Raw genomic sequence first — 25,475 nt, forward strand, 5'->3', positions numbered from 1 at the left:
TGACCACGGTGGTCACCATTCACCGGAGCACCGACGCTCCGGTCCCCGCGACGCCGCGGGCGCACGCCACCTGATGAAGGAGTCTCGGTGACCACGCACGATCCCGAAGTCCACGTCCCCGCCGGCGCTGGGACCTCCCCCGCCGCTCCGGCCGCCGAGCCCGGGGCGGTGCCACCGATCGACCTGGTGAGCCCCGCTGCGGCCGAGGCGCAGATGCCGGTCAGCCGCAGCTACATCCTCTGGCTGATGCTCGCCAGCTTCGGCGGCTCGATGGCGATGATGGTGCCGCTCTCCTACGGCATCGCACTGCGGATCTCGGAGCTCGCGCCCGGGCAGGAGCAGCTGCTCGGCGTCATCACCGGCATCGCGCAGGTCGTCTACCTGCTGATCAGCCCGCTCGTCGGGCTGTGGAGCGACCGGACCCGCTCGCGCTGGGGCCGCCGCACGCCGTTCCTCTTCCTCGGTGCGGGCATCGGCCTCACCGGCCTCCTGCTGATGGGCTTCGCGCCGAACCTGCTCCTGGTCGGCTGCGGCTGGGTCCTCGGCATGGCCGGCTGGTCGATCTCCGGGGCCGCCGTGCAGACGCTGCAGGCGGACAAGCTGCCCGACTCGCAGCGCGGGAAGGTCTCGGCGCTGACCAACCTGATGAACCAGGTCGCCCCCATCCTCGGCATCGGCATCGCCTACGCCGTGTCCTCGAGCACGCTCCTCGTCTTCGCGATCCCCGGCCTGATCGGCGCGATCCTGATCGCGGTGTTCCCCTTCGTCAAGCCGGAGGGCAGCTCGAAGTCCCTTCCCGCCGGTGCGACCGTCACCCTCGGCTCCGTGGTGCGCAGCTACGGCTTCGACGTCCGCCGCTACCCCGACTTCTCCTGGAACTGGCTCGGCCGCTTCGTCTTCTTCATCGGCCTCTACTTCAACACCACGTTCGGCACCTTCTTCTACGCGCAGCGGCTCGACCTGCCCGTCCGCGAGGTCGCCGGAGTCGTGGCCAGCATCGGCATGCTCGGCGTCGTCGCCGCGACCGGCGGGGCGCTGCTCGGCGGCTTCCTCTCCGACCGGCTGAAGCGCCGCCGGCTCTTCGTCGCGATCTCGGCCGTCGTCTTCGTCGGCGGCGCCGTCACGGAGGCGTTCGCGTGGTCGCTGCCCCAGCTGATCATCGGCGCGGTGCTCATGCAGCTGGCGATCGCCATTTTCGCGACCGTCGACCAGGCGATCATCTTCGCGATCCTCCCCGACCGGAGCGAGGCCGGCCGCTACATGGCCGTCGTCGCCTTCGCCCAGAAGATCCCGAGCGCTGTCGCTCCACTGATCGCGGCGGCGATCATCAGCATCGGCGCGATCGGCGCCGAGAAGAACTACACCCTGCTCTACCTGGTCGGCGCGTCCTTCGCGCTGATCGGCGGTCTGATGATCGCGGCCAAGGTCAAGGCGGTCCGATGAGCGCCCACGTCGAGCAGGTCCCATCCGCTCCCTTCGCCCTGACGGTCGACAGCGGCGGAGACCGCGTGCCCACCACGACCGGCTCGCCCCGACTCTCCTGGAAGGTGCCCGTCGGCGGTGCCGCCGAGCGCTACGAGATCGACGCCGTCGTCGACGATCGGCTGCTGCCCGTCGCCCACGCCACCGCGTCGACCTTCGTCGAGTGGCCCTGGGCCGCCCTCCCCAGCCGGAGCCGGGTCGAGTGGCGGGTCCGCGCGGAGCGGCCGGGCGCGGCGTGGTCGCGCTGGGCCGCCTTCGAGGTGGGCCTGCTCGCCGAGGACTGGACCGCGTCGTGGATCTCTCCCGCCCCGCCCGCGGCCGACGACGAGGACGCGGACGGCCCCGCCGGCCGGCGGCCCGCGCACCTGCTCGTGGTCGACATCGAGCTCGAGCAGGAGGTCCGCAGCGCGCGTCTCTACTCGACGGCGCTGGGCCTGTACACCGCGACGATCAACGGCAGCCGCGTCGGCGCCGTGGAGCTCTCCCCCGGCTCCACTTCCTACGACCGCACCCTGCATGCGCAGGCGGCCGACGTGACCGACGTACTGCGCGCCGGCGCGAACCGCGTCGAGGTCGAGCTCTCCGACGGCTGGTACCGCGGCGAGGTCGGCGCCTTCCGGGTCCCCGCCGAATGGGGCACGACCCTCGGCTTCCGCGCCGAGCTGCACCTCGAGCTCGTCGACGGCAGCCACCGCGTCATCGGCACCGGCGACTCCTGGACGAGCGCACCCTCCCGGATCACCGGCGCCGGTCTCATGGACGGCCAGACCCTCGACCTCACCGCGGCCGAGGCGCCGGCGCGGCCCGTCCTGGTCGATGTCGTCGACGCCCCGGCGATCGAGTGGTCGCCCGCTCCGCCGGTCCGCGTGATCGAGGCCCGAGGGCCGGTCGGCGCCCGCGAGGTCCGCCCGGGAGTCTGGGTGCTCGACTTCGGGCAGAACGCCTCCGGCCGGCTCCGGCTCGAGGAGCTCGGCCCCGAGGGCACCCGGACCGTCCTCGAGTTCGGGGAGCACTGCGGCCCGGACGGCGACCTCTCCACGGCGCACCTCGACTCCCACCGCCCCGGCGAGCCGGCCACGCTGTTCGTCCAGCGCGACGAGGTCGTCGCCGGAGCGACTGCCGAGGCCTTCGAGCCGCGGCACACCGTGCACGGCTTCCAATACGCGCGGATCACCCGCCACGGCGCTCCGTTCGACCCCTCGACCGTCTCGATGCGCATCGTGCACACCGATCTGGACAGCGCCGGCACCTTCGCGTGCAGCGACCCCGACCTGGTCCGCCTGCACGAGATCGCCGAGTGGAGCTTCCGCGGCAACGCCGTGGACGTGCCGACCGACTGCCCGACCCGCGAGCGGCTCGCCTGGTCCGGGGACTACCAGGTGTTCGTGTCCACGGCGACGCGCCTCTTCGACGTGCACGGCTTCACCCGCAAGTGGCTGCGCTCCGTCCGCGACGACCAGCTCGACGACGGCCGGATCACGAACTTCTCTCCCGACGGCCGCCGCATCAAGCACCACGTCGACCAGCAGTTCGCGCAGATGACCGGCTCCGCCGGCTGGGGCGACGCCATCGTCGCCGTGCCCTGGGAGCTGTACCGCGACTCCGGCGACCGGCTGGTCCTCGAGGAGAACGTCGCGGCGATGATCCGCTGGGTGGAGTGGGCGCTGGAGCAGGCGCGCACCAAGCGCCACCACGTCCGGGTGCAGCGCTCCCCCGAGCCGGAGTGGTTCGAGGAGTTCCTCTGGGACGGCACCTTCCACTGGGGCGAGTGGATCGAGCCGCGCGAGCACGACGCCGACGGCCGGCCGATCGACCCGGTGCAGGCCGACCCGATGGCCTGGTTCACCGCCGACAAGGGCGAGGTGGGCACCGCCTACCTGCACCGCTCGACGGCGACCCTCGCCCGGATCGCCGGTCTGCTCGGCCGCACCGCCGACGCCGATCGCTACGCCGCGCTGGCCGAGCGCATCCGCGACGCCTGGCGGGCCGCCTACCTCCGCGAGGACGGGATCACCTCCGTCGACTCGCAGGCCTCCTACGTCCACGCGCTGTCCTTCGGACTCGTCCCCGAGCACCTGCGGGCCGCGGCCGCCGATCGACTCGTCGACCTCGTCCACGCCGCAGACGACCACCTCGGCACCGGCTTCCTCTCCACCGGCGACCTGCTGCCGGTGCTGACCGAGGCGGGCCGCGCCGACGTCGCCTACTCCCTGCTGCGCCGGCGCACCGCGCCGTCCTGGCTGCACATGCTCGACCGCGGCGCCACCACGGTCTGGGAGGACTGGGAGGGGATCGACGACGCGGGCCAGGCCCACGAGTCGCTCAACCACTACAGCAAGGGCGCGGTCGTCCGCTTCCTGCACAGCCACCTGCTCGGGCTGCGCCAGGACGAGGACTCGACCGGCTGGCGCTCCGTCGTCGTCGCGCCCGTCCCCGGCCCGGACCTCGACTGGGCCCGCGGAACCCACGAGTCGCCGCGGGGCACCCTCCGCGTCGAGTGGCGCCGCGAGGGCGACGACCTCGTCGTCGACGTCGACCTGCCGGAGAGCACCACCGGACGGCTGCTCTTCCCCGACGGGCACGAACTCCCGCTGGCCCCGGGTGCGACCCGCGCCGCGCGGCCGCTGCCCACCACCTCCTCCGCACCCCACCACGACGCACCCGACCACGACGCCGCGCTCGCGACGGCGCAGACCGAAGGACGATCATGACCGCTTTCCCGACCGGCTTCCTCTGGGGCTCCGCCACCGCCGGCCACCAGATCGAGGGCAACAACACGAACAGCGACTGGTGGGCCCGCGAGCAGCTGATGCCCGGCATGGAGCTCTCCGGGGACGCCTGCGACAGCTACCACCGCTACCGCGAGGACATCGCGCTGCTCGCGGACGCCGGCCTCACCGCCTACCGCTTCAGCCTCGAGTGGTCGCGGATCGAGCCCGTGCGCGGGCACTTCTCCCGGGCCGAGCTCGCCCACTACCGCCGGATGATCGAGTTCTGCTTCGAGCGCGGCGTCACCCCCGTCGTCACGTTGCAGCACTTCACCACTCCCCAGTGGTTCGCCGAGAACGGCGGCTGGACCGCCGAGGACGCCTCGACGCTGTTCGAGCGGTTCGTCACGGAGGCGACGACGATCCTCGACGGCGTCGAGTGGGTCGTGACCATGAACGAGCCGAACATGCAGGCCGCCATCATGACGGCGATGCGTCGCCTCAGTGAGGCGGGCAGCGGCGAGTGGCAGAGCCCGACCGTCGAGGCCACCGACGACGGAGGCGGAGAGAAGACGTCCCACGGCGACTTCCTCACCTACGCCGACCCCGAGCTCGGCCGGATGTTCACCCGCATCCACCACGCCGCCCGCGCGATCGTGCGCGAGCGCACCTCGGCCAAGGTCGGCTGGACCATCGCCGCCGGCGCACTGACCGCCGCCCCCGGCGGCGAGGAGAAGCTGCTCGAGATCCGCCTCGGCAAGGAGGACGTCTACTGGGAGGGCAGCCGCGGCGACGACTTCGTCGGCGTGCAGGCCTACTCCAGCCAGGAGGTGGACGCGCGCGGTCTCGTCCCGCACCCGCCGCACCCCGACAACACCCTCGTCGGCACCGCCTACCGCCCCGACGCGCTCGCGATGGCGGTGCGCCACGCCTGGGAGGTGACGCAGGGCGTCCCCGTCCTGGTCACCGAGAACGGCATCGCGACCGCGGACGACAGCCAGCGGATCCGCTACACCGAGGAGGCGCTGCAGGGTCTCGCCGACACGATCGACGACGGCGTCGACGTGCGCGGCTACCTGCACTGGTCGCTCCTGGACAACTTCGAGTGGGGCCACTGGGAGCCCACCTTCGGCCTGATCGCCGTCGACCGCGAGACCTTCGTCCGCTCGCCCAAGCCCAGCCTCGCCTGGCTCGGCCGGGTCGCGTCGCAGAACGCGCTCGGCGCGGAGGTCGCCCGATGAGCGCCGCGTTCATCGACGCGACCGCCGTCCCCGTCGCGCAGCTGCTCGATCTGACCGGCCGCCGCGCGGTCGTCACCGGCGGCGCCCAGGGGCTCGGCCGGGCGATCGCCGCCCGGCTCGCCGAGGCCGGAGCCGCCGTCGCGGTCGCCGACCTCGACCTGGGCCGGGCCGAGGCCGCGGCCGCGGGGCTGCCCGGCTCGCGCGCCCTCGGGGTGCGGATGGACGTGACCGACTCCGACTCCGTCGCCGAGGCGGCCGCCCACGTCGAGGCCGAGCTCGGCGGCATCGACATCTGGGTCAACAACGCCGGGATCTTCCCGGCCGTCCCGGTGACGCAGATGTCCGACGAGACCTGGGAGCAGGTCTTCGCGGTGAACACCCGCGGCGTCTTCCACGGCTCCCGGGAGGCCGCCCGCCGGATGACCGACGGCGGCGTGATCGTCAACATCGTCTCGACCGCCGGCTTCCGCGGCACCGCGCCGGGACTCGCTGCCTACGTCGGGTCCAAGCACGCGGTCCGGGGCATGACGAAGCAGATGGCGCTCGAGTTCGCCCCGCTGGGGATCCGCGTGCTCGGCGTCGCGCCCACCTTCGTCCCCACCGAGGGCAACCTGGCCGCCGCGGCCGCGGGAGCCGCGGCGCTCGGCGACGGCCCGGCACCGGACATGCCCGTGATGACGAGCAGTCTGATCGGCCGGATCGGCACTCCTGACGACATCGCGCGCGTCGTCCTCTTCGCCGCGAGCGATCTCGCCTCGATCATGACCGGCAGCACCCTGCTCGCCGACGCCGGCCAGACGATCTGAGAAGCGGCGGCAGCGACCGCGCCCCGGGCTCCACGTCCGGGGCGCGGTCGCGTGCTCACTGCGGGACGCCCGCCGCCAGTGCCGGGAACTCGTAGACGAAGCCGCCGTCGGCGCCGCTGATCGTCGCGTAGGCCCGCGTCGCTCCGGGCTCGATCGCGATGTTCGTCGCAGAGCTCAGTCCGGTGGACTCGTCCGCCGGCACCGAGACGGTCTGCAGGAGCGCGCCGGAGGTGTCGTAGACCAGGATCTCCGGTCGGCTGTGCACGCCGACGTAGAGGTTGCCGTCGGCGTCGACCGCGATCGAGTCGACCTGGCCGATCCCGGGCGAGGCGTGGATCGCGGGGAACGCGGTCGCGATCTCGGCGCCGCCCTCGGCGAGGGTCATCCGGTCGATGCGGTTGCCGGTGTTCAAGCTCACCCACAGCTCGCCGTGGCCGGGCGAGAAGGCGATGCCGTTCGGGGACGGCAGCTCGCTCGCCAGCACGGTCGCCGCTCCGGTCGCCGGGTCGACGCGCACGACGCGGCCCGACGCCTCCCAGTACGGGTCCTGGGCGCCGGCGGCGTCGGTGACGTAGAGGGCGCCGTCCTCGCCGAAGGCGATGTCGTCCGGCTGCATCGCGACGCCGTCGACCGGGCCGGTGACGACGTCGCGGACGTCCTCGCCCTCGGCGGTCATGCTCCGCACCGACCCGCTGAGGAAGTCGGTGACGTAGAGCCGGCCGTCTCCGGGGTGGAACTGCGCGGAGGTGAGCGCGGAGGCGTCGTCGGTCCAGACGGGCTCGACGCTCTCCTCCTCCAGATCGATCCGGAGCACCTTGCCGGCGCCGGGCGGGGCGGTGACGTCGACGACGTAGAGGCTGCCGTCGGGGCCGAAGGTCGGGCCCTCGAGCAGGGTCATGCCGGTCGTCTCGTGCACCTCCGTCACCTGCAGCACCCGCTCGGCCGTGACGACCGACGGAGTCGCCGACGCGGGTGCGGCTGCGGGTTCGCCCGCGTCGGTGCAGCCCGCGAGGGCTCCGGCGAGCAGGACCGGGACGGCGATCGCGCGCCGCCTCATCGCGAGGCTCCGACGCTCGCGCCGACGAGGACGTCGTCCATGCCCTCGTCGCGCCAGGCGCGGAGCAGGCGGTGGAAGGCGATCGGTCCGGGGCTGTAGCTGGCGCCGCCGATGGAGCGGGTGCCCTCGCCGTTGTAGTAGCCGGGTGTGCACTCGGCCTGGAATGTGCGGGTGTCGAGGGCGGTCTCGTGCACGGTGCGCACCCACGCCTCCTCCGCCTCGGCTGTGGGCTCGAGGTAGCGGGCGCCGACTTCGCGGCCGCGGGCGATGACGGCGGCGATGTGCTCGGCCTGCTCGAGCAGGATGTGCGCGAAGTTGACGGAGTTGGCGTTCTGGATGCCGCTGAGGTGGAAGAGGTTCGGGAAGCCGTGCGTCGAGAAGCCGTGCAGGGTGCGCGGGCCGCGGGCCCACGCCTCGAGCAGCGTCCGGCCGTCGCGGCCGACGACGGGGAGCGTGCCGGACATCACACCGGAGATGCCGACCTCGAAGCCGGTGGCGAAGATCACGCAGTCGACCTCGAAGGCGGTGTCGCCGACGACGACCTCGGTCTCGGTCATCCGCGTGATGCCGCCCGTGTCGGCCGTGTCGACGAGGCGGACGTTCGGGCGGTTTAAGGTGGGCAGGTAGGTGTCGCTGAAGCCGGGGCGCTTGCACATGTAGCGGTACCAGGGCTTGAGCGCCGCCGCGGTGGCGGGGTCCTCGACGGTGGCGTCGACGCGGGCGCGGAGCCGGTCCATGGTGTCGAGGTCGGCGAGCTCGTCGCGGAGCTCGCGCTCCTCCGGCGGGAGCGAGGTGTCGACGGCGCCGGAGAGGATCTGGCGCTGCAGCTGGACGGTCTTGGTCCAGCCGTCCTGCACCAGCGACTCGTCGACGCTCTCGCCGGCGAGGACGGCGAGGAAGTTCTCCATCCGCTCGCGCTGCCAGCCCGGGCGCAGCGACGCGACCCACTCCGGGTCCGTCGGCCGGTTGTCGCGGACGTCGACCGTGGACGGCGTGCGCTGGAAGACGATCAGCTCGCGGGCGTCCTCGCCGACGTGCGGGATCACCTGCAGTCCGGTCGCTCCGGTGCCGACGACGGCCACGCGCTTGTCGGCGAGGCCGGTCAGCCCGCCGTCCGGGGTGCCGCCGGTGTAGCCGTAGTCCCAGCGCGAGGTGTGGAAGGTGTGGCCTCGGAAGGTCTCGATGCCGGGGATGCCGGGCAGCTTGGGCTGGGTGAGGGTGCCGGAGGAGGTGACGACGAAGCGGGCGCGGAAGGCGTCGCCGCGGTCGGTCTCGACGAGCCACTCCTCCGCGTCCTCGTCCCAGGTGAGCGCGGTGGCGCGGGTCTGGAAGAGCGTGTCGCGGTAGAGGCCGTAGTGCTCAGCGATCGCGACGGCGTGCCGGCGGATCTCCTCCCCCGGTGCGTAGCGCTCGGACGGGATCGTGCCGACCTCCTCCAGCAGCGGGAGGTAGACCGACGACTCGATGTCGCAGCGCACGCCCGGGTAGCGGTTCCAGTACCAGGTGCCGCCGACGTCGCCCGCCTCGTCCATCAGGCGCAGCGACTCGACCCCCGCCTCACGCAGCCGCGACGCGGTCAGCAGACCGCCGAAGCCGGCGCCGATCACGAGCGCCTCGACCCGGTCGGTCACCGGCTCGCGCTCGACGCGCTCCGTGTACGGGTCCTTCGCGTAGTAGCCGAACTCCCCCGCCGCGCGCCGGTACTGCGTCGCGGCGTCGGGGCGGGCCCGGCGGTCGCGCTCGGCGCGGTACCTCTCGCGGGCGGCCTCGAGGCGGCGCTCGTCGTCGGGGGTGAGGGCGTCGGAGGTCAGGGTGCTGTCGGTCATGCGGGCTCGCTCTCGTCACGCGCGCCGGCGCGACGACGGACCCCGGGACGGGGCGACGGCGGGACTCCCCCGCGGGCGCCGACACGACTCCGGATCGGTTTCTTGCTCTCCCAGAAGGTTAGCTTCGAACTAAGTGATCGAGCTGGGGATCCGCCCAGTCCTACGGTGGTTCCATGGATCCCCGCGCCCGCGCCCTCTCGGACATCGAGCGTCTCTCGATCGCGATCACGATCCGGTCGATCCCCCGCGTGCTCGCGCCGCTGCTGACCACCGACCTCACCATCCAGCAGCTCAAAGCGCTCTCGGTGATCGTCACGACCGAGGAGGGCGCGACCGGCGCGGGCCTCGCGCAGAGCTTCGGCGTCTCGATGCCGTCGATGTCGAAGCTCATCGACCGCCTCGTCGCGAGCGGCCTGGTCGTCCGCGAGACCGACCGGGCCGATCAGCGCGTCCGCCGCATCCACGCCACCGACCTCGGCCGGGCCGTCGTCCGCGAGCTGATGGCCGCGCGCCCGGAGCTCGGAGAGGACGTGCTCTCCCGCCTCTCGCTCGAGGAGCTCGAAGCCCTCGAGACCGGACTGCGCGCGATCAGCCGGGAGCTGCGCGTCTCGCGCGACGCCGCCGGCTGACCGCCCGAGTGCGGGCTGTGCGCGATCTCGCAGGGACCGTGCTCTCGACGACGGATGGCCGGGAAGCGAGGACGTCCGCGTACCCCTGTCGCACTCGTTGACACCGGCGGGGGACGACATTAGTGTCCCGAGTGCAGAAAAGTGCTACCGAGAACATCTGCATCCCCCGCCGATGACGTGCGCGCGTGCGGGCCCGGCGAAGAAGGGGTCCACCGCGCTCCGCGCCGGTGACCGGAGCTCCGGACCGGCCTCGTCGCCCAGCGCGAGGAGCGCGTCCGGGGGCCGGACGGCATCGCTCCCGCAGGGGCCGGGGAGATCCGCCGGCGACGGCTCGACGCAGGGCCCGGCGCCCGCTCGAGCACCGGTGCCCTCCGTTCGGGTCGGAGGGCACCGGCTCGCCCGCGCGCGCTTCGCGAGCAGGGGTCACAGCCTCGCGGCGACCGAAACACCGAAACTACTTTCTTTAACTCCCCGGGCTGGCTACGGTCGATCTCACCACCCGGAGGCCAGCGAAGACGGCTTCCTTGGGTGCGATTCACACTGCAAAGGAGCTCTCTGTGAGTAGATTTCGCAAGCTTTTCGGTCTGGCGGCAGCGGCCGCACTCGCCGCGACGCTCGTCGCCCCGACACTGCCCGCGTCCGCCGCGGGCAACACGCTCGTCGTCGATGCGGGCACGTCGATCGGACCCGTCACGCGGGTCGGCGCCGGCGGCCTGTACGCGCTGGCCACGCCGAACGACCCGGCACCGGGCCTGCTGACGCCGCTGCGCCTCAAGCAGCACACGCAGCCGGCCCCCGGAGTCGGCCAGCTCGGCAACGGAGCGACGACGCCGACCGGCGACGTGCTGAAGGTGGCCGGCACCTTCACCCGGGACGGAGCGCAGTCCTACGCGCGGATGCCCGACGTGTACCCCGACTTCCCGTACCGCTGGATCAGCTGGGCGGACTGGACGCAGAAGATCGACACGATGGTGAAGGCCCGTCTCGACGCCACCGCCACCACGAACATCAACGGCTGGGAGCTGTGGAACGAGCCCGACGGGACCTGGGACACGGCGAAGGCCGGCCCCTACCTCGACGGCTGGACCCGCACCTACCGGCAGGTGAAGCTCCAGGACACGATCACCCCGATCGTGGGGCCTAGCTACAGCCGCTACTACCCCGACCTGATGCGCTCGTTCATGGCGCGGGCGAAGGCCGACGGCACTCTGCCCGACGTCGTCGTCTGGCACGAGCTCGATGACGGGATCTACAACGACATCGACGAGCACGTCGCCGACTACCGCTCGATCGAGCGCGATCTCGGCATCTCGCCGCGGCCGATCTCCATCAACGAGTACGGCTCGCCGAGCCAGATCGACACGCCGAGCGTGGCCGCGCACTTCATCGCCCAGTTCGAGCGCACCGGGATCCACGACGCCGAGCGCGCCTACTGGTACGAGTCCGGCACCGTCGGCGGCCTGGTCTGGAACAACCGGCCGACCGGCTCCTACTGGCTCTACAAGTGGTATGGCGAGATGGCCGGGAACATGCTCGCCGTCACGCCGTCCGGCGACCTGGACGGCTTCGCGTCCTACGACTCCAGCCGAAAGATCGTGAATGCGGCCTTCGGCGGCACCTTCGGCGACAACCAGGTGCAGGTGAAGGGCCTCTCCGGATTCGGGACCTCGGCCAAGGTGGTCCTGAACTACACGCCCCGGTCGGGCCGCATGACCAACGTCGACGCGCCCACCACGGTGTCGACGCAGACCCTGCCGATCACCAATGGGACCGTCACCGTCCCCGTGACGAGCCAGGACTACCTCGGCGCCTACCAGCTCGTCGTCACCCCGGCAGCAGGTCCGACGACGAGCTACCAGCAGGTCTACGAGGCGGAGAACGCGACCGTCGTGAACGCCGCGCTGCTCTCCTCCGGCTCGGCCTCGAACGGCGGCTACGTCGGCCGGATCGACGGCTCGTCGAACGCCCGCAGCGACAGCTTCGTCGACTTCGTCGTCGAGGTGCCGACCGCCGGCAGCTACGGGCTCGGGATCCGCTACGCCAACGGCGGAGCGAGCACCTCGACCCAGGGCCTCGCCGTCAACGGCAGCGCCTTCAGCACCGTCTCCTACCCGTCGACGGGATCGTGGGGCGCCTTCGGCTCCTCCGTCTCGCGGCAGGTCGATCTGAAGGCGGGCTTCAACGTGATCCGGCTCGCGAAGGGGTCCCCCTTCTTCGCCGGCGGCTCCGGGTTCGCGGAGCTCGACAGCATCACGCTGACGCGCTGAGCGACGCGGCCGTCCGGAGGCGCGTCGACGCCTCCGGACGGCCGTGCTCGGCCGAACGGTGACCTCGAGCGCCGGGCATGCCGGAGCCGGGTCATGGGCGGCTGCTGGTACGTCTCGCCGATCACCGTCACGGCGTCCGCCGCGGCGGAGAGGAGGCCGACGGTCGGGTGGTGCCCCGGAGGAGGCGGGTGCGGGTCGAAGCGCATCCCCGGCACCACTCGGAAGCAGCATGCGCGCAGAGGTGGAGACGTGAGTCGGAGCGGGGTGGCGCGTGAGGCCCCCCTGTCACCGCCGCGACGTCAGCAGCGTCCGCAGCGGTGGCGCGATCGACTCGCGGCGGAGCAGCGCGGTCGCGAGCAGGAGCAGCAGCAGCACCGAGCCGCGGACGAGGCCCTGCCAGTAGAAGGAGACGCCGAGCAGCACGAGGCCGTTGTTGATCAGGCCGAAGATCAGGACTCCGAGCACGGTGCCGAGCACGTTCGGCCGCCCGTGTGCCGAGAGCGTCGCGCCGATGAAGACCGCGCCGATCGCGTCGAGCACGTAGAGCTGGCCGCTCGCCGGCGAGTAGCCGTAGCTGCGCGAGGCGAGCGCGATGCCGGCCAGCGCTCCGATCAGCGCCGCGACGACGAACGCGGAGGCGAGCGAGATCCCGACGCGGCGGCCGGCGATGCGGGTGGCTCCGGGCTGCTCCCCCGCCGCGGTGAGCACGCGGCCCCAGCGGGTGCGGTCCAGCAGCAGCCAGACCGCGACGGCGACCGCGATCGCCAGCAGCACCGGGACGCCGACGCCGAGCACGGTCGCGTTGCCCCAGGCGGCGAAGGCGTCGGGCGTCGTCTGGCGGCGCAGGTAGATCGGCGCGCCACCGCCGGTGAGCAGCTGCTGGGCGCTGGTGCCGATGAACCAGACCGACAGGGTCGCGAGGAAGGCGCGGATCCTCAGCACGATCACCAGCACCGCGTTGACCACGCCCGCCAGCGTCCCGAAGCCGAGGCCGATCAGCACCGCGAACCAGGTCACGTAGCCGTCGGCGATCAGCGCGGTGGCTCCGAGGGCCGCGAGGTCGATCGCGATGCCGATCGAGAGGTCGATGCCGCCGGCTCGGACGACGAGCGTCATCGCGCAGGCCGCGATCAGCAGCAGCGCCCCGGCGCTCGCGACGTTGAGCAGGTTGGTCGGCGCGAAGTAGCCGGGCACGCTCGCGCCGAAGACGGCGAGCAGGAGCACGACCGCGGCGGGTGCGAGCAGGCGGACGGCGAGGGCCCGGCGGGACTCGGACACGGGCAGGGCGACGGCGGTCACGAGCGGACCCCTCTCTCGCGGAGGGCCGCGAGGCCGAGGACGAGCAGGATGAGCAGTCCCTTGATCGCGCCGACCCACTGGCTGTCGACGCCGATCAGGGTGAAGCCGTTGCCGAGCGCGGCCACGAAGACGGCGGCGAGCAGCGTGCCGCCGATGGTGACGACGAAGCGGCGGGAGAACACGACCGAGAGATAGGCGGTGACGATGATGTCGAGCAGGATCTGGTTGCCGATCCCGGGCACGGCGGCCGCGAGGCGCGCGGCGAGCAGTAGCCCGGCGATGCCGGCGAGGAGCCCGGAGAGCAGGTAGCTGGTGAGGACGTGGCGCCAGACGGAGACGCCCGCGACGCTCGCCGCGGTCGGGTTCTGGCCGACGGCGTAGCTGCGGGTGCCCCAGGAGGTCCGGCCGACGGCGAGGGCGGTCGCCACCGTGACGACGGCGAGCACCGCGACCGGTGCCGGGAGGCCGAGGACGCTGCCGCCGCGCAGCCAGTCGAAGAGCGGATCCGCGACCGGCACCTTGACGTTGTCGGTGGCGAGGAAGACGACGGAGCCGACGATCCCGGAGACGGCGAGCGTGGCGAGCAGCGGGCGGAGGCCGAGCACGACGGCGGTGCCGCTGATCGCGCCGAAGCCGACCGAGACGAGCAGGGCGAGCAGCACGGCGGGCAGCGCCCCGAAGCCCGCTGTCAGGGCGACGGCGGCGACGACGCCGGAGAGCCCGACGATCGGACCGGAGGCGAGGTCGATGCCGCCGCGGACGACGTCGTCGCCGCCGGTGATCACCACGATCGCGAGGCCGAAGCCGGCGATCGCGGGAACCACGGCCTGGATCAGGATCGTCGAGACGTTGCCGCCGGTGGCGAAGACGGGCGAGGCGGCGCTGAACACCGCGATCTCGAGGACGACGACGAGGTAGCCGATCAGGGCGAGCGCGCCGATGCCGGGGCGGCGGGCGCGCGGCGCGGCGGGCACCTCCGCCGGGGACGCCTTCTCGGTGGGCGCGGTGGTGAGGGTCATCGGGCACTCTCCAGTGCTTCGGGGGCGACGGCGCCGGAGGCGATCGCGAGCACGCGGTCGACGCTCAGCTCGCTCCGGGGCAGCTCGGCGCGCACGGCGCCGCGGTGCAGCACGAGAACGCGGTCGGCGAGGCCGACGAGCTCCTCGAGATCGAGCGAGACGAGGAGGATGCCGGCGCCCTCGTCGACGAGCCGGTCGACCAGCGCGTAAACCGCGGCGCGGCTGCCGATGTCGACGCCCGCCGTGGGCTGATCGAGGACGAGCACCCGCGAGCCGGCGGCCAGCCACTTCCCCACGGCGACCTTCTGCTGGTTGCCGCCGGAGAGCGTCCCGACCACGGCCTCCGGATCGGCGGGGCGCACGTCGAGCGCGGCGATCTGCTCGAGCGCGAGCGCCCGGTCGCGACGGCGGCTGGGCAGCAGGCCGCCCAGGCTGATCCGCCCGAGCGAGGCGATCGAGAGGTTCTCCCGGACGGTGTGCGCGAGGAGGACGCCGTCACGGCGCCGGTCGCTCGGCACGTAGCCGCCGCCCGCGGCGACGAAGGCCCGGGCGGAGGAGGTGGCGGTGCCGGCCACGCGCACCCGGCCGCTGCGGCGGGAGAGGCCGACCACGGCGTCCGCGAGCACGTCGACCCCGGAGCCGACGAGGCCGGTGACGCCGACGATCTCGCCCGGGCGGACCACCAGGTCGAGGGCGTCGAGCGCGCCGGGAACGGTCAGCGCCTCGAGCTCGAGCAGCGGCGGGACGTCAGCGGCGATCACGCGGTCGGAGCGGAGCGCGAACTCCTCCACGTCGCGGCCGAGCATCAGCTCGACGATCCGCGCGCCCTGCTCGGCGTCGCCGTCGATCAGGTCGAGCCCGCCGACGTTCGCGCCGTTCCGCAGCACGACCACGCGGCTCGCGACGCGCTGCACCTCCTGGAGGTAGTGCGAGATGTAGATCACGGCGACGCCGCGCGCCTGCAGCCGGCGGATCGAGGCGAACAGCGCCGCCACCTCCTCGGCGGCCAGCGGCGCGGTCGGCTCGTCGAGCACCAGGATCCGCGGCTCGACCAGCAGCGCCCGGGCGATCTGCAGCTGCTGCTGCTCGGCGACGGTGAGGTCGTCGACGAGGGTGCCGCCGCGGACGACGAGGCCGACCAGCTCGGCGAGCACGGCCTCGGCCGAGGTGCCCCGGCGGCGCAGCCGCTCGTGGCCGAGGTAGAGCTGCTCCGCCACGGTCAGGCGGCCGGCGAGGTGCCGGTCCTGGTGCACGACCCGGATGCCCGCCCGCTCGGCGTCGCGCGGGGCGGTGATCGCCACCGGCTCCCCGTCGATCGCGATCGAGCCCGCGTCGGCCGAGTACAGGCCGGTGAGGATCTTGATCAGCGTGGACTTGCCCGCGCCGTTCTCGCCCACCAGGGCGACGACCTCGCCGCGGCCGACGGTGAGACCGACGTCGCGCAGCACCGGCACGCCGGCGAAGGACTTGGAGATCCCCGCCATCTCGAGCGCGGGCGGCTGGACAGCCGCGGGACTAGCCACCGAGACCCAGCTCCGCGGTCTTCTCGGCGATGTTCGCCTTGTCGATGAGCACCGGGGCGAAGTAGGTGGTCGGCGTGACCGCGTCCGCCTCGCCGCCGAGGAAGCGGGCCACGTTGTCGGCCGAGCCGGCGCCGATGGCGAGGTTCTGCTGCGCGACGGTCGCGGTGTAGGAGGAGTCGGGGTCGGCGATCAGGTCGAGCGCGCCCTGGTCGGCGTCGACGCCGTAGATCTTGATCTCGTCGCGGCCCGCCGCGTCGACGGCCTGCGCGGCGCCGATCTGCGGGGTGTCCCAGCAGGACCAGATCGCCGAGATCTCGCCCTTCGGGTAGCGCGAGAGCGCGTCGCCGATCTGCTGCTTCGCGTCCTCGATCGTGCCCTCGTACTTGTCCTGCAGCTCGGGCTGGAGGATCGAGATGTCCGGGTAGTCCTCGAGGACGAGCTTGAGCTCGTTGTAGCGGATGCGGCAGGGCGCGACGCCCGGGAAGCCGTTGAAGACCAGGATCTGCCCGGAGCCGCCGATGTCCTCGGCGATGGTGCGGGCGAGGGTCGAGCCGATCTGCCAGTTGTCGCTGGTGACGTTGTTCTCGGAGTACTCGGACACGTTGTCGATCGTGAACAGCGGGATACCCGCGTCGTGCACCTCCTTCAGCGCCGGTGCGAGGGTCGTCGCGTCGCCGAGGATCACGATGATCGCGTCGGGCTTCTGAGCGACGAGGTTCTCGATGTCCGAGACGTGCTTGTCGTCCTTGGCCTCGGCCTGGGTGGCGACGACGGTGCCGCCGAGCGCCTCCACACGGTCCTGCACCGACTGGTACACGATGCGCGAGAAGTCGTGGACGATGTCCTTCGCCGCGACGCCGACCGTCTTGCCCTCGAGGCTCGGGACGTCGGCGGTCGAGGCCGCGGCGGTGGTCGCCTCGGCGGCGGCGGCGTTCGCGGCGTTCGCGCCGGAGGACTCCTCCTTGAGCGAGCAGCCGGTGAGGACCAGCGTCGCGGCGGCGAGGAGCGCCACCGCGGAGGTGAGGGAGCGGAATCGCATGGGAGGGCCTGCTTCGGGAGGAGACGGATGCTGAGGGGCGCCGGTCCCGCGGAGGAGCGGGCGGCGCTGCTGGCCATCGTGGCGGGGCCGCGGCGGCGCGTCACGTCCGCCGGTCACGCACCGCAACGCGGCGTCACACGGCGCAACACGGCGGCCGTTCGTTACGCCGGGTTGCGCCCGCGCCGACGCGGTGTCGGCCGTCCCTCCTAGGGTCCGAAGCGCACCAGCCCCGAACCGAACGGAGTCCCATGGCGTCCCGCATCGTCCTCAACGCCTTCGACATGACCTGTGTCGGACACCAGGCGCCCGGCCTCTGGCGGCACCCCGACTCGCAGGCCGACCGCTACAACGACCTCGAGTACTGGATCGACCTCGCGAGGACGCTCGAGCGCGGCACCTTCGACGCGCTCTTCCTCGCCGACGTGCTCGGCGTCTACGACGTCTACCGCGGCTCCGTCGGCCCCGCGCTGATCGACTCCGCGCAGGTCCCCGTCAACGACCCGCTGCTGCAGATCCCCGCGATGGCCGCCGCCACGAAGCACCTCGGCTTCGGCGTCACCATCTCGCCCACCTACGAGCAGCCGTACGCCCTCGCGCGCCGGCTCTCCACGCTCGACCACCTGACCAAGGGGCGGATCGGCTGGAACGTCGTCACCTCCTACCTCGACAGTGCCGCGCAGAACCTCGGCCTCGAGCGCCAGATTCCGCACGACGAGCGCTACGACATCGCCGAGGAGTTCCTCGACGTGAGCTACAAGCTCTGGGAGGGCTCCTGGGAGGAGGGCGCGGTGCTGCGCGACCGCGAGCGCGGCGTCTTCACCGATCCGCGGAAGGTGCACCCGATCGGCCACTCCGGCACCCACTACCGCGTGCCGGGCATCCACCTCTCCGAGCCGTCGCCGCAGCGGACGCCGGTGATCTTCCAGGCGGGGGCCTCGCCGCGCGGCATCGACTTCTCGGCGAAGCACGGCGAGGCCGTCTTCATCAACGCGATCCGACCGGAGCTGACCCGGCGGACCACCGACGCCATCCGCGACGCCGCGGAGAAGCACGGCCGCGCGCGCACCGACCCGAAGATCCTGATCCTCGCGACCGTGATCGTCGCCGAGACGGACGCCGAGGCGCAGGCCAAGTACGCCGACTTCAAGAGCTACTCGTCCCGCGAGGGCGCGCTCGCGTTCTACGGCGGCTGGGCGGGGCTCGACCTCTCGCAGTTCCCGGCGGACGTGCCGCTCGACTACGTCGACACCGATGCGGTGCGCAGCGCGCTCTCGATCTTCACGAAGGCGGACCCCGACCGCGCCTGGACCCCGGACGACGTCGCGGAGTACCTCGGCATCGGCGGCATCGGCCCGGTGATCGTCGGCTCGCCGAGCACCGTCGCGGACGAGCTGGAGCGCTGGGTCGACGTCGCCGGGATCGACGGCTTCAACCTCGCCTACGTGGTCACCCCCGGCACCTTCGAGGACTTCGTCGACCTCGCCGTGCCCGAGCTGCGCCGGCGCGGCCGGGTCTGGGAGGAGTACGAGGGCGCGACCCTGCGCGAGTACCTCCAGGGCCCGGGCAGCGCCCGCGTGAAGGACTCGCACCCCGCCGCCGCCTACCGCGGCGCGTACACCGGCTCGCCCAGCGCCGCCGACGGACTGCCCGACAGCGTCCTCTCCGTTCTGCCCGCCCTCGACCCGGAGCCCGTCCGATGACCCAGACCGCCACTGCCCCGACCGCCACTACCCCGACCAGCCCCGAGTCCCGCCCCGAGCGCCCGCGCTCGCACTGGGACCGCGTCGCCACCGCCGCCGAGCACGCGCACTGGGACGCCGTCGCGGCCGGCGTCGCCGAGACCCTTGCGGCCGACGTCCTCGAGCGCGACCGCGGCAACCTCGACCCGACCACCGAGCTCGAGCCGCTGCGCTCCTCGGGCCTCGTGAACCTGCTCGACCCCGCCGAGTACGGCGGCGGCGGCGCGGTCTGGAGCACGGCGTTCCGGGTGATCCGGATCCTCGCCGCCGCGGACGCCTCGCTCGCGCAGATCCTGCTGTACCACTACGTCAACTCCGCCAACATCGCGTTCTCGGCGCCGGAGTCGGAGCGCGAGCGGTTCTACCGCGCGACGATCGAGGGCCGCCGGCTCTGGGGCGACTCGGTGAATCCGGTCGACCCCGACCTCGAGCTGACGCCCCGCGGCGACGGCTTCGAGCTGAACGGGCTCAAGCGCTTCTCGACCGGGGTCTCCTCGGGCGACGCCGTGCTGGTCAACGCGGTGATCTCCGGCGGCGACCGCTCCGGCGAGACGCTGACCTTCGTGCTCCCCCGCGACCGCGCGGGCATCGAGCCGCTCGGCGACTGGGACTTCCTCGGCCAGCGGCAGAGCGCCTCCGGGTCGGTCCGCTTCACCGGGGTGCGGGTGGACGCGACCGAGATCCTCGGCGCGCTGGTCGACGAGCCGTTCGCGACCCTGATCACGCCGTCGATCCAGCTCGGCTTCGGCAACCTCTACCTCGGCATCGCCCAGGGAGCGCTGGCGAAGGGCCGGGGTCTGACCCTCGGCCGGAAGAACTCCTGGTTCCTCTCCGGCGTGGAGACCTACGCGCAGGATCCCTTCGTGCGTCGGCTCTACGGCGAGCTGGTCGCGCACACGGCGGCCGCGGAGGCACTGGCTGACCGCGTCGGAGCGCTGCACGACGCCGAGGTCGCCCGCGGCGCGGCGGTGACGGCCGAGTCGCGCGCCGCCCAGGCGATCGAGATCGCGAAGGTGAAGATCGTGACGGACGCGCTCGCGCTCGACGTGACGACCCGGATCTACGAGGCGACCGGCTCCTCCTCCGCGAAGAGCTCGATCGGGCTCGACCTCTACTGGCGCAACGTCCGCACCCACTCGCTGCACGACCCCGTCGACTACAAGAAGCTCGAGGTCGGCGCGAACTACCTGACCGGCGACGTCCAGCCGCTCTCCCTGTACACATGAGCGGCACGGGATCCGAGCGCCTGGCCGAGGCGCAAGCCGTGTTCCGCCCGGTCTTCGACGGGATCGCGGCGGGCGCCGTCCAGCGCGAGCTCGACCGCGAGCTGCCCTTCGAGCCGATCGCGCGACTGCGCGCGGCCCGCTTCGGCGGTCTGCGGGTACCGGTCGAGCACGGCGGCCGCGGGCTCTCGCTGCGCGAGACCGCGTCGCTGCTGATCGAGCTGGCGACCGCGGACTCGAACGTCGCCCAGGCGCTCCGCGGTCACTTCGCCTTCGTCGAGGACCAGCTGTCCTTCCCGCCGTCACCGGCGCGCGACGGCTGGCTGCGCCGGCTCGCGGCGGGCGAGCTGGTCGGCAACGCCTGGAGCGAGATCGGCACGGCCGCGGTCGGCGTCACGCAGAGCACGCTCACCCGCCGCGGCGACGCGCTGGTCGTGAACGGCACCAAGTACTACTCCACCGGCACGATCTTCGCCGACTGGACCGACGTCGTCGTGCGCCGCGAGGACGGCGCGGACACCGCCGTGGTGGTGCGCGTCGACCAGCCGGGCGTGGTCGCGACCGACGACTGGTCGGGCTTCGGCCAGCGGCTCTCGGGCAGCGGCACCACGGTCTTCACCGAGGCGCTCGTCGAGCCGGAGCACGTCTTCGCCTCCGTCCTGCGCGCGCCGCATCAGACGCCGTTCTTCCAGCTCGAGCTGCTCGCGGTGCTGGCCGGCATCGCCGCCGCCGTCGAGCGCGATGCCGTGGCCGCCGTCCGCACCCGCTCGCGGGTCTACAGCCACGGCCTGGCCGATCACGGCCGGGACGACGCGCAGATCCAGGAGGTGGTCGGTGCGATCTCGGCGATCGCGTTCGGCGCCCGGGCCGCGGTGCTGGTCGCGGCGGAGGCTGTCGGCGAGGCTGCAGTGGATCCGTCACTGGTGCCCGCGGCCGGCGCCGAGGTGTACCGGGCGCAGGTGCTGCTCACCGAGTCGGTGCCGCGCGCGGCGACCCTGCTCTTCGACGCGCTCGGCTCCTCGGGCGTCGCCACCACCGCGGCGCTCGACCGGCACTGGCGCAACGCCCGCACGGTCGGCGCGCACAATCCGGTGATCTACAAGCAGCGGATCGTCGGCGAGTGGGCGCTGAACGGCACGCCGCCGCCGCTCGCCTGGTCGATCGGCGTCGGTCGGCCGCAGGGCTGAGCCTCGGATCAAGCGTGCCGGCTCAGCGCCCCGCCTGCACCGCGTGCAGCGTCGCGTAGCGCCCGCCCGCCGCGAGCAGCTCCTCGTGGCTGCCGGTCTCGACGATCCGCCCGCGCTCGAGCACGACGATCGTGTCGGCCGAGCGGATCGTCGACAGCCGGTGCGCGACGACCAGCGTGGTGCGGCCGCGCATCAGCCGCAGCAGCGCCTCCTTGACGGCCGCCTCCGACTCCGGATCGAGCGCGCTGGTCGCCTCGTCGAGCAGGAGCACCCGCGGGTCGCGGACCAGGGCGCGGGCGATGGCGATGCGCTGGCGCTGCCCGCCGGAGAGGCGGGCGCCGCGCTCGCCGACGACCGCGTCGAGTCCGTCCGGCAGCTCGCGGACGAACTCCAGGGCGTTCGCGTCGCGGAGGGCGGCGAGGATCCGCTCCTCCCCGACGCCGGTCAGCCCGTAGGCCACGTTGTCGCGGATCGAGCCCTCGAAGAGCACCGAGTCCTGCGGCACGACGGAGACGGAGCGGCGCCAGGTGCGCAGGTCGAGGGTCTCGGCGTCGACGCCGTCCAGCAGGATGCGGCCGCCGGTCGGGCGGAGGAAGCCCAGCACCAGGTTGAGCATCGTCGACTTGCCGGAGCCGGAGGAGCCGACGAAGGCGACGGTCCGGCCGGGCTCGATGTCCAGGTCGATGCTCCGGACGCCGACGGTGCTCGCGACGTCGGCGCCGCTCTCGGCCTCAGCGTTCCCCGCGCCGTAGCGGTAGGTCACGTCCTCGAGCCGGATGCGCCCGCGCACCTCGGCCGCGCGGGCCTTGCCCTCGTTCTGCTCCAGGTCCGGGTCCTCCAGCAGCTCGCCGATCGAGCGGATCGACTCGGTGCCGCGGGCGATGACGGGCAGCAGCATCAGCAGGTTGGTCATCGCGCCGGTCAGCAGCGCGAAGTAGGAGCTCAGGAGCACGACCTGGCCGGGCGTGATCGGCAGCCAGCCGCTGATCGAGACCCAGGCGGCGAGCACCAGGCAGCCGATCCCGAGCAGCTGCAGGCTCACCCAGGAGAGCGAGGCGAAGCGGCCGTTCAGCAGGTCGAGGCTGTAGCCGGCCGAGCGGACGCCCTCGGCGCCGGCCGCGACCCGGGCGACCGCGGTCTGCTCGAGACCGTGCGCTCGGGTGATCGGAATGAGCGTCGCCATCTCGCCGACGCGCGCCGAGAAGTGCTCCACCTCGCGGCGGAACTGCTCGTTGCTCCGGCGCGAGCGGCGGCCCAGGAAGGCGCGCAGCAGCACCGCGAGCGGGATGGCGCAGGCGTAGACCGGGAGGAACGCGGGTACCTCGATCGCGGTCATCACGACAGCGCCGATCGCCACCATCGTCGCGGAGAGCAGCGGGTGGCCGACCTGCTGGTACATCGTCTCGATGTTCTCGACGTCGCGGACGACCTTGGTCTGCACGATCGACGAGCTGGCGCGGGAGTGGAAGCCGATCGAGAGGTTCTGCAGCCGAGCGGCGAGCGCGTTGCGGAGGTCCGTGCCGGTCTGGCGCACGGCGCTCATGTAGAGCCGGGTGTACATCACGTGGTTCGGGTAGTTCTGCAGCAGCGCGAGCAGGGCGATGCCGGCCCACAGCCAGAGCGTCGACTCCGGACCGCCGGCGACGACGACGTCGACGATCGCCCCGGTGACGACCGGGAGCAGCCAGAGCGGGGTGTCCTTGACCGCGAAGAACAGCACGGCGACGACCACGCGCGGGCGGTAGCGGCCGAGCAGCGCGAGGGCGGAGCGGCCGGGGTGGCGGCGGTCGAGCAGCAGCGGGGCCTGCGAGGGACGGGCTTCTCTCACGAGACGGTCGACTCCGATCGGGGGTCCGCAGCGCCTTCGGGAGCGACCGCTCCGACGGGGACGCCCTCGACGCTACCCGGGCGGCGCGGTCATGGGCAAGCGTTTTCCTGGCTAGGGTTCTGCCGACCGATGCGCGCGGGCGAGCCGGTGCGCCAGACCCGTGAGGATCCCGATGACCGAGCCGATGCCCCTGCGCGAGGACGCCTTCGCCGTGCCCTACTGCGATCCCGTGTTCGACGGACCGACCGACCCGGTGCTGGTCGCCGACACCCTCCGCGGCGAGTGGCGCCTGTTCTACACCCAGCGGCGCGCGACCCTCGATCTGCCCGGGGTCGAGTGGGTGCACGGCAGCGCGATCGGCGTCGCGGTGTCGAGCGACGGCGGGGCGACCTGGCAGTACCGCGGCACCGTCCCCGGCCTCGACGCCGGGCTGTCGGCCGAGCTGCCGACACTCTGGGCGCCCGACGTCGTGCGGATCGGGGATCGCTGGCAGATGTTCCTCACCCGGATCGACGGCACCCCCGGCGACTGGACCGGGCGGGCGACGATCGCGCAGTTCGAGAGCGACGACCTCGAGACCTGGCGGCTCCTCGGCGAGATCGACCTCGGCTCCGAGCGGGTGATCGACGCCGCCGTCGCGCGCACCGGCGACGGGCGCCACCGGCTCTGGGCGAAGGACGAGCGGCGCGACTCCAGCACCGTCGTCGCCGTCAGCGACGATCCCGGCGACCCGGCGTCCTGGCGGCTCGAGGGCGTCGCCGTCGGCGGGCGCGCGCACGAGGGGCCGAAGGTGTTCCCGCTGGCCGGCCGGTACTGGCTGATCACCGACGAGTGGCGCGGGCTGGCCGTCCACCACTCCCCCGACGGCGTCGGCGACTGGCGGCGTCAGGACGAGCGGGAGGGCCTGATCCTGACCGCTCCGGAGCGGCTGGACGGCGCGGCGATCGTCGCCCGGCACGCGGACGTCGTCCCGCTCGACGAGGACCGCGCCCTGATCGTCTACTTCACCCACCCCGGCTGGGACGGCAGCGACCTCGCGTCGATGCCGCCGAGCGCCGCGCTGCGCCGCTCGCACGTCCGCGCGGCCGTGCTCACCGTCGTCGACGGCGCGCTGTCCTGCGCCGCCGACACACTGCCGGTCGAGTAGCCGCCGCGAACGGCGTGTCGAGACCCCGCCGCGAGACCGGCTTGACGGGCGAGACCCCGGCACGTATTTTGGGGCAAACGCTTTCCCGAAACGTTTCATTGCAGTTCGGGGCTCGAAACGATGATGTTCTCGAAAGGACGACGATGTTCCGCTCACACAGCAAGCGCTACTCGGCGGTGGCCGCCGTGGCCGTGGCCGCCCTCGCTCTGACCGGCTGCTCCGGTGGAGGCTCCGGGGCCTCCGCCACCCTGGACCCCGACGAGGAGATCACCCTCGACTACACGTTCTGGGGCAACGACGACCGCGCCGCCCGCTACGACAAGGCGATCGCCCTGTTCGAGGACGAGCACCCGAACATCACCATCAACTCGACCTTCACCGACTACCCCGGCTACTGGGAGAAGCGCCAGACCGAGGCGGCCGGCGGCGGACTCCCCGACGTGATGCAGTTCGACTACACCTACCTCCGCCAGTACGGCGACAACGGCCTGCTCGGCGACCTGTCCGAGTACTTCGGCGGCGCGGTCGACGAGAGCACCATCTCCCCGGAGCTGCTCGCCACCGGCGAGCTCGACGGCGCGACCTACGCGATCCCCACCGGCTACAGCGCCTGGGCGGTCTTCCAGAACCAGGACCTCCTCGCCGCGAACGGCGTCGAGCCCTACGCCGGCGGCGGCAGCTGGGAGGACTACGCGGCCTACGTCGCCGACGTCACGGCGAAGACCGGCGGCGCCGTCTACGGCGGCACCGACTACACCGGCCGCATCCAGAACTTCGAGCTGCAGCTGCGCGCCGAGGGCAAGGAGCTGTTCACCGAGGACGGCGAGCTCGGCTTCACCGAGGACGACCTCGCCGCGTTCTGGGAGCAGGGCGACGAGATGCGCACCAGCACCGGCGTTCCGGCCGCGCGCCTCCAGGAGCTGCTGCCCAAGTCCGGCTTCGGCGCCGGCATCGCGACCAGCGAGATGAGCTGGAGCAACTTCCTCGGCGGCTACATCGGCGACAGCGGCGCCTCCGAGATCGTGATGACCGCTCCCCCGACCGCGGACGAGGGCAGCAAGGACCTCTACCAGAAGGTCGGCCTGATGCAGGCGATCTCCTCGGCGACCGAGCACCCCGAGGCCGCCGCGACGTTCCTCGACTTCCTGATCAACAGCCCCGAGGTCGGCGAGATCTTCGGCGCCACCCTCGGCATCCCCGCCTCCTCCGAGCAGCTCGCCGGCGCGAACCTCGAGGGCCCGGACAAGCAGGTCGCCGACTACCTCGACTCCGTCGAGGACCGTCTCGGCGAGGCCCCGGCCGCTCCGGTCGCCGGCTACGGCGCCATCGAGGCGAACTTCCTCGACCTCGGCACCAGCCTCGGCCTCGGCGCGGTGAGCGTCGACGAGGCGGTCCAGCAGTTCTTCGACGAGACCGACGTCACGCTCCAGAACTGACCCGGCCGCACTGACCCGA

Annotated in this window: 18 protein-coding genes; 11 read left to right on the top strand and 7 right to left on the bottom strand. The window is 72.7% G+C overall.

The window, feature by feature from the left end:
• The first annotated feature begins 87 nt into the window (after positions 1 to 87).
• Genes MT350_RS06370 through MT350_RS06385 form a run of 4 tightly spaced genes read left to right on the top strand, consistent with a single transcriptional unit; the run spans position 88 to position 6,237 of the window.
• On the top strand, positions 88 to 1,443 hold the full coding sequence (locus MT350_RS06370) for an MFS transporter (protein WP_243615556.1): 1,356 nt from the start codon (positions 88 to 90) through the stop codon (positions 1,441 to 1,443).
• The gene (locus MT350_RS06375; protein WP_243615557.1) at positions 1,440 to 4,193 is read left to right on the top strand and encodes an alpha-L-rhamnosidase; all 2,754 of its coding nucleotides are present in this window, start codon (positions 1,440 to 1,442) and stop codon (positions 4,191 to 4,193) included. The genes MT350_RS06370 and MT350_RS06375 overlap by 4 nt, the downstream gene beginning before the upstream one ends.
• A complete protein-coding gene (locus MT350_RS06380; RefSeq protein WP_243615558.1) occupies positions 4,190 to 5,431 on the top strand; it encodes a glycoside hydrolase family 1 protein in 1,242 nt (413 codons plus the stop codon). The genes MT350_RS06375 and MT350_RS06380 overlap by 4 nt, the downstream gene beginning before the upstream one ends.
• Positions 5,428 to 6,237 (top strand): SDR family NAD(P)-dependent oxidoreductase, encoded by an 810-nt coding sequence (locus tag MT350_RS06385; RefSeq protein ID WP_243600223.1) that lies wholly within the window; start codon positions 5,428 to 5,430, stop codon positions 6,235 to 6,237. Before MT350_RS06380 ends, MT350_RS06385 begins: the two co-directional genes overlap by 4 nt.
• Positions 6,238 to 6,292: 55 nt before the next feature.
• On the opposite strand, the gene MT350_RS06390 is transcribed toward MT350_RS06385, so the two are convergent.
• Positions 6,293 to 7,294 (bottom strand): SMP-30/gluconolactonase/LRE family protein, encoded by a 1,002-nt coding sequence (locus tag MT350_RS06390; RefSeq protein ID WP_243615559.1) that lies wholly within the window; start codon positions 7,292 to 7,294, stop codon positions 6,293 to 6,295.
• Positions 7,291 to 9,120: an NAD(P)/FAD-dependent oxidoreductase gene (locus MT350_RS06395; protein ID WP_243615560.1), complete on the bottom strand. Its 1,830-nt coding sequence runs from the start codon at positions 9,118 to 9,120 to the stop codon at positions 7,291 to 7,293. The genes MT350_RS06390 and MT350_RS06395 overlap by 4 nt, the downstream gene beginning before the upstream one ends.
• Before the next feature lie 173 nt (positions 9,121 to 9,293).
• On the opposite strand from MT350_RS06395, the gene MT350_RS06400 reads away from it, so the two are divergent.
• Both MT350_RS06400 and MT350_RS20405 read left to right on the top strand, forming a co-directional pair.
• Positions 9,294 to 9,749: a MarR family transcriptional regulator gene (locus MT350_RS06400; protein ID WP_243600226.1), complete on the top strand. Its 456-nt coding sequence runs from the start codon at positions 9,294 to 9,296 to the stop codon at positions 9,747 to 9,749.
• Positions 9,750 to 10,306: 557 nt separating this feature from the next.
• A complete protein-coding gene (locus MT350_RS20405) occupies positions 10,307 to 12,016 on the top strand; it encodes a CBM35 domain-containing protein (protein WP_243600227.1) in 1,710 nt (569 codons plus the stop codon).
• A gap of 285 nt (positions 12,017 to 12,301) precedes the next feature.
• Here the strand turns inward: MT350_RS20405 and MT350_RS06410 are convergent, their stop codons facing one another.
• Genes MT350_RS06410 through MT350_RS06425 form a run of 4 tightly spaced genes read right to left on the bottom strand, consistent with a single transcriptional unit; the run spans position 12,302 to position 16,896 of the window.
• Positions 12,302 to 13,315 carry an ABC transporter permease gene (locus tag MT350_RS06410; protein WP_243600228.1) on the bottom strand — a complete coding sequence of 338 codons (1,014 nt, stop codon included), beginning with the start codon at positions 13,313 to 13,315 and terminating at the stop codon, positions 12,302 to 12,304.
• On the bottom strand, positions 13,312 to 14,334 hold the full coding sequence (locus tag MT350_RS06415; protein ID WP_243615561.1) for an ABC transporter permease: 1,023 nt from the start codon (positions 14,332 to 14,334) through the stop codon (positions 13,312 to 13,314). The genes MT350_RS06410 and MT350_RS06415 overlap by 4 nt, the downstream gene beginning before the upstream one ends.
• On the bottom strand, positions 14,331 to 15,857 hold the full coding sequence (locus MT350_RS06420) for a sugar ABC transporter ATP-binding protein (protein WP_243600230.1): 1,527 nt from the start codon (positions 15,855 to 15,857) through the stop codon (positions 14,331 to 14,333). Before MT350_RS06420 ends, MT350_RS06415 begins: the two co-directional genes overlap by 4 nt.
• Positions 15,850 to 16,896 (bottom strand): sugar ABC transporter substrate-binding protein, encoded by a 1,047-nt coding sequence (locus tag MT350_RS06425; protein ID WP_243615562.1) that lies wholly within the window; start codon positions 16,894 to 16,896, stop codon positions 15,850 to 15,852. Before MT350_RS06425 ends, MT350_RS06420 begins: the two co-directional genes overlap by 8 nt.
• A 248-nt stretch (positions 16,897 to 17,144) precedes the next feature.
• On the opposite strand from MT350_RS06425, the gene MT350_RS06430 reads away from it, so the two are divergent.
• The 3 genes from MT350_RS06430 to MT350_RS06440 are packed head-to-tail and all read left to right on the top strand — an operon-like array spanning position 17,145 to position 21,045.
• Positions 17,145 to 18,596, top strand: coding sequence for an LLM class flavin-dependent oxidoreductase (locus MT350_RS06430; protein WP_243615563.1), 1,452 nt, complete (start codon positions 17,145 to 17,147; stop codon positions 18,594 to 18,596).
• Complete coding sequence (locus MT350_RS06435) at positions 18,593 to 19,861, top strand: acyl-CoA dehydrogenase family protein (protein WP_243615564.1); 1,269 nt, start codon at positions 18,593 to 18,595, stop codon at positions 19,859 to 19,861. The genes MT350_RS06430 and MT350_RS06435 overlap by 4 nt, the downstream gene beginning before the upstream one ends.
• Positions 19,858 to 21,045, top strand: a complete 1,188-nt coding sequence (locus tag MT350_RS06440; RefSeq protein WP_243615565.1) for an acyl-CoA dehydrogenase family protein — start codon at positions 19,858 to 19,860, stop codon at positions 21,043 to 21,045. Before MT350_RS06435 ends, MT350_RS06440 begins: the two co-directional genes overlap by 4 nt.
• 22 nt (positions 21,046 to 21,067) lie before the next feature.
• On the opposite strand, the gene MT350_RS06445 is transcribed toward MT350_RS06440, so the two are convergent.
• The gene (locus tag MT350_RS06445) at positions 21,068 to 22,873 is read right to left on the bottom strand and encodes an ABC transporter ATP-binding protein (protein WP_243615566.1); all 1,806 of its coding nucleotides are present in this window, start codon (positions 22,871 to 22,873) and stop codon (positions 21,068 to 21,070) included.
• A 172-nt stretch (positions 22,874 to 23,045) separates the two neighbouring features.
• On the opposite strand from MT350_RS06445, the gene MT350_RS06450 reads away from it, so the two are divergent.
• Together MT350_RS06450 and MT350_RS06455 are read left to right on the top strand one after the other, a co-directional pair.
• Positions 23,046 to 24,020 (top strand): glycoside hydrolase, encoded by a 975-nt coding sequence (locus MT350_RS06450; protein WP_243615567.1) that lies wholly within the window; start codon positions 23,046 to 23,048, stop codon positions 24,018 to 24,020.
• 143 nt (positions 24,021 to 24,163) lie between these two features.
• Positions 24,164 to 25,456: an ABC transporter substrate-binding protein gene (locus tag MT350_RS06455; protein WP_243600235.1), complete on the top strand. Its 1,293-nt coding sequence runs from the start codon at positions 24,164 to 24,166 to the stop codon at positions 25,454 to 25,456.
• Positions 25,457 to 25,475 lie beyond the last annotated feature (19 nt).

It is taken from the genome of Rathayibacter sp. VKM Ac-2928 (genome assembly GCF_022815545.1).
Lineage (GTDB): Bacteria > Actinomycetota > Actinomycetes > Actinomycetales > Microbacteriaceae > Rathayibacter > Rathayibacter festucae.